Origin of the sequence: Sinomonas sp. P10A9 (assembly GCF_041022165.1) — a bacterium.
Taxonomy (GTDB): domain Bacteria; phylum Actinomycetota; class Actinomycetes; order Actinomycetales; family Micrococcaceae; genus Sinomonas; species Sinomonas puerhi.
In genome coordinates, this window is record NZ_CP163302.1 from 417,115 (window position 1) to 432,999 (window position 15,885).

Consider the following 15,885-nt stretch of genomic DNA (forward strand, 5'->3'; position numbering starts at 1 on the left):
CGTAAAGGGGCGTCGGACGCGGACCGCGGAAGCGGTCCGAGAGATTGGAGATCACCGATGAAGGTTCCATCGTTCATCAAGGTCGCCGCTGTCGCCGCGGTCGCGAGCCTCGGGCTCGCGGCGTGCGGATCGGGCGGCAGCGGCGCAAGCGACAGTTCGGCGCCCCTGCGCGTCACGCTGGCCAACCACGTCTGGACCGAGCAGATCAAGGCCGCCATTCCGGAGTTCGAGAAGCAGACGGGCATCAAGGTCGAGCTCACGCAGCTGGGCGAGGACCAGCTCTCGGACCAGTACAACGTCAAGCTCAACGCCGGCACGGACGAGATCGACGTGATGATGTACCGCCCGCTCCAGGAGGGCAAGCTGTTCGCGAAGAACGGGTACCTCGCGGACCTGACCGGCAACGTCAAGCAGGACTCCTCGTGGGACTGGAGCGACTTCCAGGCCGGTCCGGTCAAGGCCACCACGGCGGACGGCAAGGTGGTGGGGGTCCCGATCATCACCGAGCGCGAGGTCCTCTACTACCGCAAGGACATCCTGCAGTCGGCGGGCGTCGCAGTGCCGAAGACCATGGACGAGCTCAAGGCAGCCGCCGCCAAGATCAAGGCAGCCAACCCGGATACCGCGGGCTTCGTGGCCCGCACCGGCAAGTCCACCGCCGTCACGCAGTTCTCGAGCTTCCTCTACAGCTACGGCGGCGACTTCACCCAGGATGGCAAGGCCTCGGTCAACACGGACGCCGCCAAGAAGGCCTACGCGTTCTACGGTGGCCTCATCAAAGAGAACGGCCCGGCCAACGTCTCAACGGACATGAGCTGGCCCGAGGCCATGGCAATCTTCACGCAGGGCAAGGCCGCCTTCTACACGGAGGCCGACTCGCTCTACAAGAACGCCACTGACCCCGCGAAGTCCAAGGTCGCCGACAAGGTGGGCTTCGCGCCGCTCCCCGCCGGCCCGGCGGGCTCGAAGCCGTACAACATCCCATCCTGGGCGCTCGGCGTCAACGATGCCTCCAAGCAGAAGGACAACGCGTGGAAGTTCGTGCAGTGGGCCACGTCCAAGGAGCGGACCCTCGCCGCACAGAAGGCCGGCGTCCCGGGTGCCCGAACGTCCGTCTGGGCCAGCCCTGAGGGCACGTCCACGTACCCGAAGGACCTCGCCGAGGCCATCGCTGTGAGCGCCCAGAACGGTGTGGGCCACGACCGCCCCGAGGTCATCACGGTGGGCAAGGCCCGCGAGATCGTCGGCGCACCGATCGTCTCAGCGATCACCGGCGCCGACTCGGGCAAGGCGGCCGACGACGCCCAGACCGCCTTCTCGACGTTCCTCGGCACGGACAAGTAGCCCGGCGAGAGCACAACGGCACCCCGCCGGGGCGCGCGGCCGACGTCGTGCGCCCCGGCACCCCCGCCACCCCGCACCCTGGCACCCCAGGCCTAACGGGGGCCCACCCACTCTGACCGTCCCTCTGGCGAGGTAATCCATGACTTCCACCACCCTCGAGCCGACCAGCGCGCAGGCCGCGCCGCCGCGGCCCAAGCCCACCTCGGCCTTCTCCGCGTGGGCCAACCGCCACCGCAAGTGGCTCTTCGCGGCCCCCGCCATGATCTTCGTCGCGGTCCTCATCATCTTCCCGCTCGTGTGGACCGCCTGGCTGTCCCTCACCGACTCGCACGGCTCGGTCCGCGCCGCCGCCAAGTTCATCGGGCTGCAGAACTACGCGACCGTCCTGACGGATACCACGCGGTTCTGGCCAGCCGTGGGCCGGACGGTGCTGTTCACCGGCGTCGTCCTCGTGTTCGAGGTGGTCTTCGGCATGTGCATCGCGCTCCTGCTGTGGCGTCCCTTCAAGGGCGAGCGCTGGGTCCGCGTCGCCGTGCTGCTCCCGCTCGTCGCCACCCCGGTGGCCGTCGGCATGATGTGGCGGCTCATCTTCGATCCCAACATCGGGTTCGCGAACCAGGTGATCGGCTGGTTCGGCATCCCGCCCCAGCCGTGGCTCGCGGGCCAGGAGACGGCGCTGTGGACCACGATGTTCATCGACGTGTGGCAATGGACGCCGATGGTCGCGCTCATCCTCCTCGCCGGCCTCACCTCGCTCTCCGAGGAGCCGCAGGAGGCCGCGAAGATCGACGGCGCGAGCACGTGGCAGCGCTTCTGGTTCGTCACGCTCCCGCTCATGATGCCCACCGTGATCGTCGCGATCCTCCTGCGGGGCATCGACGCGCTCAAGACCTTCGACATCCTCTATGCGACCAAAGGCAAGGGCGGCGGCTCGTTCAACGAGGTCGAGACCCTCAACGTCTACGCCTACGGACTCTCGTTCGACTACAACCAGTACGGTGTCTCCTCGACCGTGCTGATCCTGTTCTTCCTGCTCATCATCGGCGTCATGTGGGCGCTGACGGGCCGCAGGAACAAGAAGAAGGAGGCCTGAGATGGCGCGCACGACGCCGCTCCCCGCCGCGGGCGCCCTGCCCGCCACACGCCGTCGGCCGCTCTCGACCCGCGCGTACCCGGCCTTCCGGACGGTGGCCCTCGTGGTCACGGTGGTCGCGCTGCTGCTGCCGCTGATCTGGATGGTCCTGGCCTCGCTCAAGACCAATGTGGACATCTACGACCCGTCCAAGTCGTTCGTGTTCGCTCCGACGTTCGAGAACTACGTCAACGTCCTCACCCGGAACAACTACTTCGTGTTCGTCGTGAACAGCTTCTGGGTCGCGTTCGTCTCGACCCTGCTCTCCCTCGTCCTCGGCGTCCCCGCCGCGTACTCGATGAGCAGGTTCACGATGCACCGCTCGGCACTCGTGGTGCTCATGGCCCGCGTGATCCCGGGTGTCTCGCTGCTCGTGCCGTGGTACTACGTGTTCTCCAACCTGCGCATGGTGGGCGGGTTCGAGGTGCTCATCCTGAGCCACATGTTCGTGGCCTTGCCGCTCATCGTGTACATCATGATGGGCTACTTCGACTCGATGCCGCTCGAACTCGAGGAATCGGCCCAGGTGGACGGGCTGACGCCGATCGGGGCGTTCCGGAGGATCACCCTCCCCCTCTCAGTGGCGGGCATGGCGACGGCGGGCATCCTCGCCTTCATCTTCTCGTGGAACAACTTCATGTTCGCGCTCGTGCTCTCGGGCTCGAAGACGAAGACCCTGCCGGTGGCGATCTTCGACTTCGTCTCCTATGCGAGCATCGACTGGGGCGGGCTCATGGCCGCGGCGACGGTCGTGACGCTGCCGATCATGGTCGTTGCGCTCTTCGCGCAGCGCTACATCGTCTCGGGCCTCACAGCCGGTGCGACGAAGGGCTGACGCGTGAAGATCGAACGGATCGAGACGTTCCTCGTCCCACCGCGGTGGCTCTTCGTCCGGATCGAGACCGACACCGGCATCGTGGGGTGGGGAGAGGCCACGTGCGAGGGCCGCTCCGAGACGGTGCGCACCGCCGTCGGCCAGCTCTCCGAACTCCTGGTCGGGCGGGACCCGCTGCGCATCGAGGACCACTGGCAGGTCCTCACGAAGGGATCGTTCTACCGGGGCGGCCCGATCCTCGCGAGCGCCGTGGCCGGCCTCGACCAGGGCCTGTGGGACATTGCCGGCAAGCACTTCGGCGCGCCCGTCCACCAGCTCCTCGGGGGGCCGGTGCGTGATCGCATCCGCGTGTACGGCTGGGTCGGCGGCGACGAGCCGGACGAGGTCGCCGACGCGATCGCGGCCCAGCTCGAGGTGGGGCTCACCGCGGTCAAGATGAACGCGTCCGGGCGCATGTCCGCCAACGGCAGCGCCGGCGAGCTCGACGCCGTCGTGCGCCGTGTCGCCGCGGCGCGCGAGGTGCTCGGCCCCGACCGCGACGTCGCCGTGGACTTCCACGGCAGATTCACACTCGCGACGGCGCGCCGCGCGGCGTCGCTCCTGACGGACCTGCACCCGTTCTTCCTCGAGGAGCCCGTGGCCCCGGAGAACTCGCACCTCATCGGAAGGATCGCAGAGTCCACCGCGATCCCCATCGCGACGGGCGAGCGGCTCTATTCCCGCCAGGAGTTCCTGCCCGTCCTGCAGGCCGGCATCGCCGTCGCACAGCCCGATCTCAGCCACGCGGGAGGCATTACGGAGGTCCGCAAGATCGCCGCGCTCGCCGAGACCTTCGACGTCCAGCTTGCCCCGCACTGCCCCCTCGGTCCCCTCGCGCTCGCGGCCTGCCTGCAGGTGGGCTTCTCGACCCCCAATTACCTGATCCAGGAACAGAGCATCGGCATCCATTACAACCAAGGCGCCGAAGTGCTGGACTATGTGGTGGACAAGGAGCCTCTGGCGTTCGTGGACGGCTGTATCGAGCGGCTCACGGGTCCGGGCCTCGGCATCGAGGTGGACGAGGCGGCCGTCCGGGACGCCGACCAGCGAGGCCATGCCTGGCGCGGGCCGGTGTGGAGGCACCCGGATGGATCGTTCGCGGAATGGTGACCAGCTCGGCTATGGAAAGGCACCCATGAGCACCCTCGATACCCCCACCCTCCTCGACGTGATCCGCGCGAGCCGCGTGGTCGCCGTCATCCGCGGGGATTCCGCAGAGCACGCCGCCGACGCCGCGCGGATCCTCTTCCGCGAGGGCATACGGCTCGTCGAGATCGCGCTCACGACGCCGGGCACGCTCGACGCGATCGCGTCCGTCGTCCCCGACGTCCCGGCGGGCTCGTACCTCGGTGCGGGCACCGTGCTCACGCTCGAGGACGTCGACGCAGTAATTGCCGCGGGGGCGACGTTCATCGTGACGCCGGCGGTGACCGAGGCGGTCCCCTACGCCGCCGGGCTGGGTGTTCCCGTCCTCGCGGGCGCCTTCACCGCAACCGAGTCCTATGAGGCGTGGCGGCAGGGCGCCGCGGCGGTCAAGCTCTTCCCCGGCTCCGCTGCGGGCCCCGGCTACCTCAAGGCGCTCACCGAGCCGTTCCCGGACATCCCGTTCCTCGCCGTCGGCGGGATGGGCCTCGAGCAGCTGGCCCAGTACGTCGCCGCAGGTGCGCTCGGGATCGGCGCCGGGGGTCCCCTCGTGGGCAACGGCGCCCGCGGCGGAAGCGCGGACGGGCTCGCAGAGCGGGCGCGGGCCTTCGTCTCGGCCGCGCGGGAGCTCGAGGAGCCGCGGTGACCCGCAGTGCGGGGACAGTTGTGACGTTCGGCGAGGCTCTCGTCTCGGTGCGGTCCGCCGGGCCGCTCGCGATCGGCAGCCCGCTGACCATGCACGCTGCCGGCGCCGAGCTCAATGTCGCCGTCGGGCTCGCGAGGCTCGGCCACGCGGCGTCGTGGGGAGGTGTGCTCGGCGACGACGAGCTCGGCGAGTTCCTCCTCCGCAGCCTTGCCGCCGAGCGCGTTGACGCCTCGCGCGTGCGCCGCGACGTGCTGCCCACGGGCGTGATGTTCCTCGAGGCGCGCACGCCCGACGTGTCCCGCGTGTTCTACCATCGCAAGGGCTCGGCGGGCGCCCAGCTCACCCCGCACGACGTTGACCGGCTCCTCGACCGCGACCTGGCCTGGCTGCATCTCACGGGCATCACGCCCGCGCTCTCGGAGCGGGCCCGCGCCGCGGTCCTGCACGCTGCCGAGACGTGCCGACGTCGATCGGTGCCGTTCTCCGTGGACGTGAACTTCCGCTCGAAGCTGTGGAGTGCACCGGAAGCGGCCGAGGTGCTGCCGCGGCTCATCGAGGGGGCAGAGGTGGTCATCGGATCCCCGGAGGAGCTCGTGCTCGTGGCGCCCGAGGGGAAGACCGTCGAGGCGGCGGCGGCCGAGCTGCTGTCCAGGGGGGTCGGCGAGGTGGTGGCCAAGCTCGGCGCTGCCGGTGCCCGGGCGTACACCGCACAGGGCGTGTTCACGGCGCCTGCGTTTCCCGTGAGGGCCGTCGATACCGTGGGCGCCGGTGACGCGTTCACCGCCGGGTACCTCTCCGCGCGGCTGGACGGCGAGGACGCAGACGGGCGCCTGCGCCGCGGCAATCTCCTGGGCGCTTTCGCCGTGGGGCAGCTCGGCGACTGGGAGGGACTCCCTCGCCGCGACGAGCTCGGGCTGCTGGATCTCGGGCAGGGAGAGACGCACCGCTGAGGCCGCGGCTCCTGCCGCCCCGCGGCAGTGCGTGCGATCCGCGGCAACCTGCTACCGTGACGGGTGTCACGTGCAACTGCTTCCTGGGATGCTGATGTCCGATACCACCTGCCACATGTCGATCTCGCTCGACGGCTTCGTTGCCGGACCCGAGCAGAGCCGGGAGAATCCGCTGGGCAAACGCGGCGGCGAGCTGCACGGCTGGCATATGGGCGACCCGCGCGCCACCGAGGCCGACAGCACAGCGACGGGATGGCTCATGCGCCGGCGCGGCGCGTACGTCATGGGGCGGAACATGTTCGGGCCGATCCGCGGCGAGTGGACCGAGCCCTGGGACGGATGGTGGGGACCCGAGCCGCCGTACCACGCCCCGGTCTTCGTGCTCACTCACCATGCCCGCGAACCGATCGAGATGGAGGGCGGGACCACCTTCCACTTCGTCACCGGGGGCTTCGACGCCGCATACGCGCGAGCGCTCGAAGCGGCTGACGGGAACGGCGTGGACATCGCCGGCGGTGCTTCAACCGTTCGACAGGCACTCAACGCCGGCGTGATCGACGAACTCGCCCTCGACATCGCGCCCGTCCTGCTCGGCAGCGGCGAGCGGATGTTCGACGGCGTCGCGACCTTCGGCTTCGAGCCCGTCGAGGTGCTCCACTCATTGCTGGCCACCCACATCCGCTACCGCCGAGCCAGCCACGGCTGAGCAGAGCCTACGGGAGCGGGATTCCGCAGTCGGAGGGGAGTCCTCTTCCGGGAGGTCCGCTCTGCATCGGCTCGCAACCTCTTGGCAAGCGGTTGCCTGTTCGGGACCCGCGTCACTAGCGTGGGTTCATGCCCAACTCCGTGCCGCCGTCCCGGCCTTCCGCATCGTCCCCTGAGCCCGGACCCCTCCGTGCCGCGGTGGTGGGTTGCGGCGATATCTCGGCCCAGCACTTCGCCGCGATCGGGGGCCTCGCGGCACAGGGGACCGCGAGGCTGGCCGCCGTCGTCGATCTCGACCCGCAGCGGCGAGGGGCCGCGGCGGGTGCGCACGGCGTGCCGGGGTACGAAACCCTCGGCGAGGCGCTCGCGGGAGGAGGCATCGACGTCGTGCATCTGTGCACCCCGCACAGCGAGCACGTCCCGCTCGCCCTCGAGGCGCTCGCCGCCGGCGTCCACGTCCTGACCGAGAAGCCCGTGGCCCATACCCTCGGCGACGCCGAGCGGCTCATCGCCGCAGCCCGTACGGCGTTCAGCGAGGGCGGCACTCAGCTCGGCGTGTGCTTCCAAAACCGGTACAACGCGCCGGTCGTCGCCATGCGCAGCCTGCTCGAGGGCGGGACCCTCGGCGCGGTCACGGGCGCGGAGGCGACGGTCATGTGGCACCGCCCGGCAGCGTACTACGAGGCGAAGCCGTGGCGCAGCACGTGGGCCGGCAGCGGCGGGGGTCTGCTGATGAATCAGGCGATCCACACGCTCGACCTGCTCCAGTGGCTCGTCGGCCCGGCCACTGTTGTGGGCGGCGGCGCATCGACGCGCACCCTCGCGGACACGATCGAGGTTGAGGACACCGCGGACATCTTCCTGGACCATGCGCGCGGCTCCGACGGCTCGCCGGTGCGCAGCGCCTTCTTCGCCACGAATGCCAATGGACGCAACGCTCCCGTGACGCTGCACATCGAGACCGAGGCCGCCGAACTGAGGCTCCGCGGAGCCCTCTCGGTTCAGTACGCGGACGGACGCCTCGACACCGTCGAGGAGGCTGGTGCGCTGCCAGGCGAACGCTCGTACTGGGGTGCTTCGCACTGGCTGCTCGTCGCGGACTTCTACCGTGCCGTGCGCTCCGGCGAGCGATTCTGGATCGGGGCCGAGGAAGCTTCCGAGTCCCTACGGCTCATCAAGGACGTGTACTCGCGTTCATACCCGGCGGGGGAGTGGGTCTAGCTTCTTCGCGTAGGCGCACGACGGCGCGGGCTGGCTCTGGCTGGCATGTCGCCCATCGGGTGGGCCCGGTGGACTGCCAGCATGGGCTCGACTGTGCCCCGTGACGAAGACATTACGACATCGGAAGGCAAGATTTGGCAAGCGTTGGCCAATGGCAATCGACTGCCAATACGGTGGGTTGAGACCGGTTGTGATCGCTCTCACACAGTGATGTGGGGGTCGCCGGGCACCGCACCCTTCCGAAGGAGCTTGACAATGAAGTTACGCGTGAGCGCCGCGGCCGTGGTGGCCGCAGCAACCCTTGCCCTGACCGCCTGCGGCAGCGGTACCGGTGCCGCCAGTGGACAGGCCGCGGGTCCCCAGCCCCTGACCCTGGGCATCCTCACCGACATCCGTTCGTGGGACTCGTCCCAGGCACACGTGGGCCACCTGCTGCAGCCGTACCAGTTCTCGTATGACTCGCTGCTCCTGCGTGAGCCGGACGGCAAGCTCAGCCCGATGCTCGCCACGAAGTGGCAGTACAACGCCGACAACACCGTCCTCACGATGGACCTGCGCACGGACGTGACCTTCAGCGACGGGACGAAGTTCGATGCGCCCGCGGTCAAGGCGAACATGGACAACTTCAAGAAGGCCAACGGTCCGCAGATGCAGCAGCTCTCGGCAGTCAAGGAAGTCAAGGCCCTCGACCCGGCCAAGGTCGAGATCGACCTGTCCAAGCCGGACCCCTCGCTCGAGTACTACATGAGCCAGGCCGCGGGGCTCATGGAGAGCCCCAAGGCGATCGGGACGCCTGAGGTCAAGACCGGTCCAGTGGGCAGCGGCCCCTACATCATGGACAAGGCCACGTCGGTTGCCGGATCCCAGTACGTCTTCACGGCGAACCCGAACTACTGGAACAAGAACCTCCAGAAGTTCTCGAAGGTCACCCTCAAGTACCTCCAGGACCCCACCGCCCGCGTCAACGCGATTGTCTCTGGCCAGGTCGACGGAACCCTCCTTGACCCGAAGACGGGCAAGCAGGCCGACGGCGCGGGCCTGAAGCTCGTGACCAACCAGGTGGACTGGGCGGGGCTCCTGTTCTTCGACCGCAACGGCGAGGTCAACAAGCCGCTCGGCGACGTCCGGGTACGCCAGGCGATCAACTACGCCATCGACCGCAAGCAGCTCCTGGACACGATCATGTTCGGTCAGGGCACACCGACCGCCCAGGTCTTCGGCCTGGCAAGCGGCGCATCCGTGGACACCCTCGACAATGCCTACCCGTACGACCCGCAGAAGGCCAAGGCGCTGCTGAAGGAAGCCGGCTTTGAGACCGGCGTCACGATCGAAGTTCCGACCCTTCCGGGGTCCGAGGCGCTCCTCGCAGCCGTCAAGCAGCAGCTCAGCGAGGTCGGTGTCACGTTCAACGCCGGTGCCGCACTCCCGACCACCTACACGTCGGACATCGCGGCCAAGAAGTTCCCGGCGATGTACTTCCAGCTGTTCCAGGGTGAGCCGTGGGTGGCGATCAACCAGATGATCTCCACCAAGGCCCTGTACAACCCGTTCAAGACGACGACGCCCGAGCTGCAGGCGAAGATCGACGCCGTCGAGACCGCCGGCAAGGATGCCGGCAAGGCTGCCCAGGAGGTCGACAAGTACGTCACGGACAACGCCTGGTTCGCGCCCTTCTACCGCGTCAACCAGATGTACTACGTCAACTCCAAGAAGGTCACGGTGACGCCGCAGATCCAGCAGGCCGTTCCGTCGATCTACAACTACGCCCCGGCCAAGTAGCCACGACGGCGGTGGCCGGGATCCCGGCCCCGGCCACCGCCGCCAATCCAGCACTCACTCCCGGAGCAACCCCATGATCCCCTTCATCCTCAAACGCCTTGTCAGTGGCCTCATCGTCCTGCTGACGGTCTCAGTCCTCACGTTCGTCCTGCTCTACTTCTCGAGCGGCAGCATCGCCCGCAATATCGTGGGCGATCAGGCCACGCCCGAGCAGGTGGCCGCCAAGGCTCACGAGCTCGGCCTCGACGAGCCGCTCGCTGCGCGGTACTTCTCGTGGCTCGGGAACGCCCTCCAGGGCGACCTCGGAACCTCGTGGTTCACGTCCGAGCCGGTCGCCCATGCGATCGGCAACCGCCTCCCGATCACGATGACCATGGTGTTCGTCGCCATGGCCTTCATCGCCGTCATCGCCGCACTCATCGGCGTCGCCGCCGCGGTGAAGCGCGGCTGGGTGGACCGCGTCGTCCAAGTGGGCGCCGTCCTCGGCGATGCGATCCCAGGGTTCGTCATCGGCATCATCCTCGTGACGTTCCTTGCGATCAAGCTCCAGCTGTTCCCTGCCACGAGTACCATCGCGCCCGACGCCGGCGTGGACGCCTGGGTCGCGTCCCTCACCCTGCCTGTCCTGGCCCTCGTCCTCAACGGCGTCACCGGCGGAGCGCAGCAGATCCGCTCCGCGGTCATCAAGCAGCTCGAGCGCGACTACGTCCGTACGCTGCGCTCGCGCGGCATCGGCGAGGGGGAGATCCTCTTCAAGCACGTGCTCCGCAGCGCCGCCCCGGCGGGCCTGACTGTCCTGAGCCTCCAGCTCATCGGCATGCTCGGGGGCGTCCTCATCATCGAGACGATCTTCGCCCTCCCGGGTCTCGGCCCTATGGCCGTCTCCTCGACGAGCCTCGGCGACCTCCCCGTCGTTATGGGCGTCGTGATGTACACGGTCGTCGTGGTGATCATCGTCAATCTCGTCGTCGACCTGCTCAACGGCTGGCTCAACCCCAAGGTGCGTGTCTCATGACCACACAGGCCACATCCCCCGCAACCGGGCAGAACGGCACGGTCGTGCGTTCCAACGTGTTCCTGCGCCTGCTCAAGAACCCCCTCGGCGTGACCGCGACCGTGATCCTCCTCGCGATGCTCGTGCTCGCGGTCTTCGCGCCCGTCATCGCGCCCTTCGACCAGAACTACGCGAACCTCGCCAAACCGATGGCCATGCCCGACGGCGTCAACATCCTCGGGACCGACAGCGCAGGCCGCGACATCTTCAGCAGGCTCGCGTACGGCGCCCAGCTGACGCTGCTCTCGGCGCTCCTGTGCGCCGCGGTTGCCATCGCGATCGGGCTGCCGACGGGCCTCATCGCCGGCTACTACGGCGGATTCTTCGACACCGCCAGCAACTGGGTCGTCTCGATCCTCATGAGCCTGCCCGGACTCATCGTCCTCCTCACGATCCGCGCCGCCTTCGGGCCCAGCGTGTGGACCGCGATGATCGCGTTCGGCATCCTCATCAGCCCGAGCTACTTCCGCCTCACGCGCTCCGCGGTGCAGTCGGTCCGCAACGAGCTCTACGTCGACGCCGCGCGCGTCGCCGGTCTCTCGGACGCGAGCATCATCGGCCGCCACATCTTCTCCGTCGTGCGCGCGCCGATCATCATCCAGACCGCCGCCGTGTGTGGCATCGCGATCGCGATCCAGTCCGGCCTCGAGTTCCTCGGCCTCGGCGACCCGTCCAAGGCCACATGGGGCGTCATGCTCAACGACGGCTTCAAGAACGTCTACCTCGCGCCGCAGGTCCTGCTCTGGCCCGCCCTCGCGATGGCCCTGACCATCGGCGCCCTCGTGCTCCTCGGCAACGCGATCCGCGACGCGCTCGAGGATGCGGACAAGGCCAGCGGGAAGAAGGCCGCGGCCGCATCGGCAGCAGTCATCGGCGCAGCCCTCGGTTCCGCGACGAGCGCGGCCATGGGCGCGACGTCGGGCGCGGACGTGGTCCCGCACCAGGCCAAGGTGCGCCCGGTCGCGAAGTCTCGACCGGTCGCAGGCACGCCTGCAGTCGCGGAAGGCACGGAGCACCACCTCGTGAAGGTGACCCACCTCGGCGTCGGCTATCCGCAGGCGGACGGGACGGTCAAGAAGGTGGTCGACGACGTCTCGTTCCATGTTGACCGCGGCGAGATCGTGGGCATCGTGGGCGAGTCGGGCTCCGGCAAGTCGCAGACCGCGTTCTCGATCCTCGGCCTCCTGCCGGACAACGCCCGCATCGTGGCCGGCACCATCCAGTTCGACGGCGCGTACACCGTCGCTCCCGCGGACGACCGGGTGGACGAGGACCGGGTCAGGCGACTGAGGGGCAAGCGGATCGCGTACATCCCGCAGGAGCCCATGAGCAACCTGGATCCGGCCTTCACGGTCGGCTACCAGCTCGTGACGCCCATGGTCCGCGTCCTCAAGATCACCAAGGCGGAGGCCAAGGCCCGCGCGCTCAAGCTGCTCGCCGACGTCGGCATCCCGAACCCCGATCGCACCTTCGCCGCGTACCCGCATGAGGTCTCCGGCGGCATGGCCCAGCGTGTCCTCATCGCCGGCGCGATGAGCTGCGAGCCGGATCTCATCATCGCCGACGAGCCCACGACGGCGCTCGACGTCACGGTCCAGGCCGAGGTCCTCGACCTCCTGCGCGAGCTCCAAGGCCGGCTCGGCATGGGCATGGTCCTCGTGACCCACAACTTCGGGGTCGTGGCCGACCTCTGCGACCGCGTGGTCGTGATGCAGAACGGCCGCCTCGTCGAGGAGGGTCCCGTCCGTGACATCCTGCGCTCTCCCAAGGACCCGTACACGCAGATGCTCCTCGCCTCGATGCTCGAGGGCAAGGAGCCCAGGACCCAGCTGACGAAGGTGGCCGCCCGATGAGCGAGCAGAAGCTCTTGAACGTCGACGGGCTCGTCGTCGAGTACCCCGGCAAGGGGTTCCGGGCCAAGGTGTTCCGCGCGCTCAAGGGCGTGAGCATCGAGATCGGCGCGGGGGAGACCCTCGGTCTCGTCGGCGAGTCCGGCTCGGGGAAGACGACGCTCGGCCGGGCCCTCCTCGGCCTGGCCCCGGTCACGGGCGGCAAGGTCCTCTTCGAGGGCAGGGACATCGGGCATGCTTCCCGGGCAGAGCGTCGACGCCTGTCGCGCGACATCCAGGTCGTGTTCCAGGATCCGTACACATCGCTCAACCCCGCCATGACGATCGGCGACATCCTCGCCGAGCCGCTCAAGGTGCAGGGCAAGAGCGATTCCGACGCCCGTGCACGCATCCGGGAGCTGCTCGACCACGTGAACCTGCCGGCCGATGCGATCCACCGCCTCCCGCGCGAATTCTCGGGCGGCCAGCGCCAGCGCGTCGCGATCGCGCGGGCCCTCGCGCTCGCGCCGAAACTCATCGTGTGTGACGAGCCGGTCTCCGCCCTCGACCTCTCGACCCAGGCCCGCGTTCTGGACCTGTTCCTGCAGATCCAGCAGGACACCGGGGTCTCCTACCTGTTCGTCTCTCACGACCTCGACGTGGTCCGCCACATCAGCGAACGGGTCGCGGTCATGTACCACGGGGAGATCGTTGAGCAGGGCGACGCCGAGCAGGTCACCCGGGATCCGCGGCATCCCTACACGCAGCGGCTCCTGCTCGCCTCTCCCGTCCCGGACCCGGACCGGCAGGCCGAGCGACGCGCTCAGCGGAAGGCGCTGCTCGCCGTCGGCAGCTAGCCGTAGGGTCCGGGAGGTCCGGCGAGGTCGGGCGCACGACGGCGGGTGGGAGCCTTCGCGGTCCCGCCTGCCGTCGTCGTGGCAACCAGATGGCAAACGGTTTCCGTGTGATGCCGTCGGGGATACGGTGGAACGATGCGTGTGATGCCGCGCACCGCGATCCCGTCGTCGGACAGCGTCGCGGCGCCCCGGGAATCAAGCAAGACCCCACGACTCCCCAGAAGACACTGAACGATACTAAGGAGAACCATGGCCAAGATCGGCGTACAGGCGATGATGCTCAAGGACAGCTTCGCGGAGATCGGCCCCTTCGAGACGCTCCGCAAGGTTGCGGACATCGGGTACAAGGCCGTCGAGGTTTCGCAGATCCCAATGGACGAGAAGAATATTGCCGAGCTTGAGCGGTCGCGGGGCGAGCTCGGTGTCGAGTTCGCCGCGCTGTCCGCGCAGCTCGACGGCGAGAAAGGGGCGACGCCGTACGCGCTCGCCGTCGACATAGACCGTGCCGCCGCGGACTGCAAGCGCCTCGGCACGGACATGCTCCGCATCGGCATGCTCCCCATGTCCGAGCTGCGCAGCGAGGACCGCGTGGTCGACTACGCGAAGCGCGTCGAGAAGGCGGCCCAGGCCCTTGCCGACCATGGCGTCACGCTGTACTACCACAACCACCACGTGGACTTCGCCCGCATGGGCGGCCGCTACGTCATGGACATCCTCGCGGAGGAGGCCCCCAGCATCGGCCTTGAGATTGACGTCCACTGGGTCCAGCGCGGCGGCCTCGACCCCGTCCGCACCCTGCAGAAGTACGCGGGCCGCACGGCCATGGTCCACCTCAAGGACTACCGGATCGGCGCCCTCCCCGAGGAGGGGATCGCCGCCTACGAGTCCGGCGACTTCGCCGCCTTCATGGGCCACTTCAAGGATGTTGTCCAGTTCGCGGAGGTCGGAGAGGGCAACCTCGACTTCGCCTCGATCGTCCCAACCGCCATCGACGCCGGAGCGAAGTACCTGCTCGTGGAGCAGGATCAGCTCTACGGCCGCGGAGTGTTCGACGTGCTGCAGACCTCGCACGACAACCTCGTGTCCCTCGGCTTCAAGAACCTCTTCTAAGAGACTTCTCACACCAGAACGGAGACAGTACCCATGAGCAGGAAAGTCCGCCTCGGCGTCGTCGGATTCGGCGCGCAGGGCAGCTCGTACGCGAAGTTCATCGCGGATGGCCTCGTGCCGAACATCGAGGTCACGGCCATCGCAGACGTCGACCCGGCCAAGCGCGAGAAGATCGCCGAGCTCTACCCGGACGTCCAAGTCTTCGATGACTATGTCACGATGCTCGAGTCCGGCGTGGTCGAGGCCGTCGTCACGACCGTGCCGCACTACCTCCACCCGCAGATGGGCATCCAGGCCCTCGAGCGCGGCATCCACGTGCTGCTCGAGAAGCCGGCCGGCGTCTACACGAAGCAGGTCAAGGAGCTCAACGAGTTCGCTGGGACCCGGCCCGAGCTGACGTTCGCGATCATGTTCAACCAGCGCAACAACCCGCTGTACCGCAAGCTCAAGGAGATCGTGGACGCGGGCGAGATCGGCAAGATCAAGCGCACCAACTGGATCATCACCACGTGGTGGCGCCCGCAGGGCTACTACGACCAGAGCGAGTGGCGCGCCACGTGGGGCGGCGAAGGCGGCGGCGTCCTGGTCAACCAGGCACCGCACCAGCTGGACCTGTGGCAGTGGATCTGCGGTGTCCCGCAGAGCGTCTTCTCGAAGGTCGCCTACGGCTTCCGTCGCAACATCGCCGTCGAGGACGAGGTGACCGCGGTGGTCGACTACGGTGACGGCGCGACGGGCGTCTTCGTGACCGCGACGCACGACATCACGGGCACCGACCGCTTCGAGATCCTCGGCGACCAGGGCAAGATCGTCGTCGAGGATTCCAAGACCGCCGTGGTGACACGCCTGAACAAGCCCGAGCGCGAGCTGAGCGAGGCCATGGACATGGACGATGTCCGCAAGATGTTCCAGGGCCAGTTCAACCCGGCGGACTTCTACACGCAGGAGACCATCGCGTTCGAGTCCGCGTGGGGCGCCCAGCACTCCGGCGTGCTTGAGAACTTCGCCGCGAACATCCTCGACGGCACACCCCTGCTTGCCCCGGGTACCGACGGCATGCTCGGCGTGCGGCTCGCCAACGCGATCCACCTCTCGAGCTGGACCGGGAAGGAAGTCTCGATGGACTTCGACGAGGACGAGTTCCTCGCGGAGCTCAACAAGCGCATCGCCGCCGAGGGCAAGTTCCCCGAGCGCGCGTAGCCCTCTGAAGGGGCGCAGCGCAAGCCTCCTTTCTGGGAGCA

14 protein-coding genes are annotated in these 15,885 nt (G+C 68.3%); all 14 read left to right on the top strand.

Annotation, left to right across the window (positions count from 1 at the left end; genetic code table 11):
- The first annotated feature begins 57 nt into the window (after positions 1-57).
- Positions 58-1,344 (top strand): ABC transporter substrate-binding protein, encoded by a 1,287-nt coding sequence (locus AB5L97_RS01860; RefSeq protein WP_369046230.1) that lies wholly within the window; start codon positions 58-60, stop codon positions 1,342-1,344.
- Between the two features lie 139 nt (positions 1,345-1,483).
- Positions 1,484-2,437, top strand: a complete 954-nt coding sequence (locus tag AB5L97_RS01865) for a carbohydrate ABC transporter permease (protein WP_369046231.1) — start codon at positions 1,484-1,486, stop codon at positions 2,435-2,437.
- Between the two features lies 1 nt (position 2,438).
- The gene (locus AB5L97_RS01870; RefSeq protein WP_369046232.1) at positions 2,439-3,311 is read left to right on the top strand and encodes a carbohydrate ABC transporter permease; all 873 of its coding nucleotides are present in this window, start codon (positions 2,439-2,441) and stop codon (positions 3,309-3,311) included.
- 3 nt (positions 3,312-3,314) lie between these two features.
- Positions 3,315-4,460: a galactonate dehydratase gene (dgoD, locus tag AB5L97_RS01875; protein ID WP_369046233.1), complete on the top strand. Its 1,146-nt coding sequence runs from the start codon at positions 3,315-3,317 to the stop codon at positions 4,458-4,460.
- A gap of 25 nt (positions 4,461-4,485) precedes the next feature.
- Positions 4,486-5,139: a bifunctional 4-hydroxy-2-oxoglutarate aldolase/2-dehydro-3-deoxy-phosphogluconate aldolase gene (locus AB5L97_RS01880; protein WP_369046234.1), complete on the top strand. Its 654-nt coding sequence runs from the start codon at positions 4,486-4,488 to the stop codon at positions 5,137-5,139.
- Positions 5,136-6,089, top strand: a complete 954-nt coding sequence (locus AB5L97_RS01885) for a sugar kinase (RefSeq protein WP_369046235.1) — start codon at positions 5,136-5,138, stop codon at positions 6,087-6,089. Before AB5L97_RS01880 ends, AB5L97_RS01885 begins: the two co-directional genes overlap by 4 nt.
- A gap of 94 nt (positions 6,090-6,183) precedes the next feature.
- Positions 6,184-6,795, top strand: coding sequence for a dihydrofolate reductase family protein (locus AB5L97_RS01890; RefSeq protein WP_369046236.1), 612 nt, complete (start codon positions 6,184-6,186; stop codon positions 6,793-6,795).
- Between the two features lie 128 nt (positions 6,796-6,923).
- Complete coding sequence (locus AB5L97_RS01895) at positions 6,924-8,015, top strand: Gfo/Idh/MocA family protein (protein WP_369046237.1); 1,092 nt, start codon at positions 6,924-6,926, stop codon at positions 8,013-8,015.
- Between the two features lie 255 nt (positions 8,016-8,270).
- Positions 8,271-9,794, top strand: coding sequence for an ABC transporter substrate-binding protein (locus AB5L97_RS01900; protein WP_307957017.1), 1,524 nt, complete (start codon positions 8,271-8,273; stop codon positions 9,792-9,794).
- Positions 9,795-9,867: 73 nt separating this feature from the next.
- Positions 9,868-10,809, top strand: a complete 942-nt coding sequence (locus AB5L97_RS01905; protein WP_307957016.1) for an ABC transporter permease — start codon at positions 9,868-9,870, stop codon at positions 10,807-10,809.
- Positions 10,806-12,701 carry a dipeptide/oligopeptide/nickel ABC transporter permease/ATP-binding protein gene (locus AB5L97_RS01910; RefSeq protein ID WP_369046238.1) on the top strand — a complete coding sequence of 632 codons (1,896 nt, stop codon included), beginning with the start codon at positions 10,806-10,808 and terminating at the stop codon, positions 12,699-12,701. The genes AB5L97_RS01905 and AB5L97_RS01910 overlap by 4 nt, the downstream gene beginning before the upstream one ends.
- A complete protein-coding gene (locus AB5L97_RS01915; protein ID WP_369046239.1) occupies positions 12,698-13,534 on the top strand; it encodes an ATP-binding cassette domain-containing protein in 837 nt (278 codons plus the stop codon). Before AB5L97_RS01910 ends, AB5L97_RS01915 begins: the two co-directional genes overlap by 4 nt.
- Positions 13,535-13,783: 249 nt before the next feature.
- Positions 13,784-14,644, top strand: a complete 861-nt coding sequence (locus AB5L97_RS01920; protein ID WP_369046240.1) for a sugar phosphate isomerase/epimerase family protein — start codon at positions 13,784-13,786, stop codon at positions 14,642-14,644.
- A 33-nt stretch (positions 14,645-14,677) separates the two neighbouring features.
- The gene (locus AB5L97_RS01925) at positions 14,678-15,844 is read left to right on the top strand and encodes a Gfo/Idh/MocA family protein (RefSeq protein WP_369046241.1); all 1,167 of its coding nucleotides are present in this window, start codon (positions 14,678-14,680) and stop codon (positions 15,842-15,844) included.
- Positions 15,845-15,885: the final 41 nt, after the last annotated feature.

What these genes read in the sequence shown, in the direction of transcription:
- AB5L97_RS01905 (WP_307957016.1), top strand. Translation starts at nt 9,868, where the DNA reads ATGATCCCCTTCATCCTCAAACGCCTTGTCAGTGGCCTCATCGTCCTG.
- AB5L97_RS01920 (WP_369046240.1), top strand. Translation starts at nt 13,784, where the DNA reads ATGGCCAAGATCGGCGTACAGGCGATGATGCTCAAGGACAGCTTCGCG.
- AB5L97_RS01900 (WP_307957017.1), top strand. Translation starts at nt 8,271, where the DNA reads ATGAAGTTACGCGTGAGCGCCGCGGCCGTGGTGGCCGCAGCAACCCTT.
- AB5L97_RS01860 (WP_369046230.1), top strand. Translation starts at nt 58, where the DNA reads ATGAAGGTTCCATCGTTCATCAAGGTCGCCGCTGTCGCCGCGGTCGCG.
- AB5L97_RS01915 (WP_369046239.1), top strand. Translation starts at nt 12,698, where the DNA reads ATGAGCGAGCAGAAGCTCTTGAACGTCGACGGGCTCGTCGTCGAGTAC.
- AB5L97_RS01925 (WP_369046241.1), top strand. Translation starts at nt 14,678, where the DNA reads ATGAGCAGGAAAGTCCGCCTCGGCGTCGTCGGATTCGGCGCGCAGGGC.
- AB5L97_RS01870 (WP_369046232.1), top strand. Translation starts at nt 2,439, where the DNA reads ATGGCGCGCACGACGCCGCTCCCCGCCGCGGGCGCCCTGCCCGCCACA.
- AB5L97_RS01890 (WP_369046236.1), top strand. Translation starts at nt 6,184, where the DNA reads ATGTCCGATACCACCTGCCACATGTCGATCTCGCTCGACGGCTTCGTT.
- AB5L97_RS01910 (WP_369046238.1), top strand. Translation starts at nt 10,806, where the DNA reads ATGACCACACAGGCCACATCCCCCGCAACCGGGCAGAACGGCACGGTC.
- AB5L97_RS01880 (WP_369046234.1), top strand. Translation starts at nt 4,486, where the DNA reads ATGAGCACCCTCGATACCCCCACCCTCCTCGACGTGATCCGCGCGAGC.
- AB5L97_RS01895 (WP_369046237.1), top strand. Translation starts at nt 6,924, where the DNA reads ATGCCCAACTCCGTGCCGCCGTCCCGGCCTTCCGCATCGTCCCCTGAG.
- AB5L97_RS01865 (WP_369046231.1), top strand. Translation starts at nt 1,484, where the DNA reads ATGACTTCCACCACCCTCGAGCCGACCAGCGCGCAGGCCGCGCCGCCG.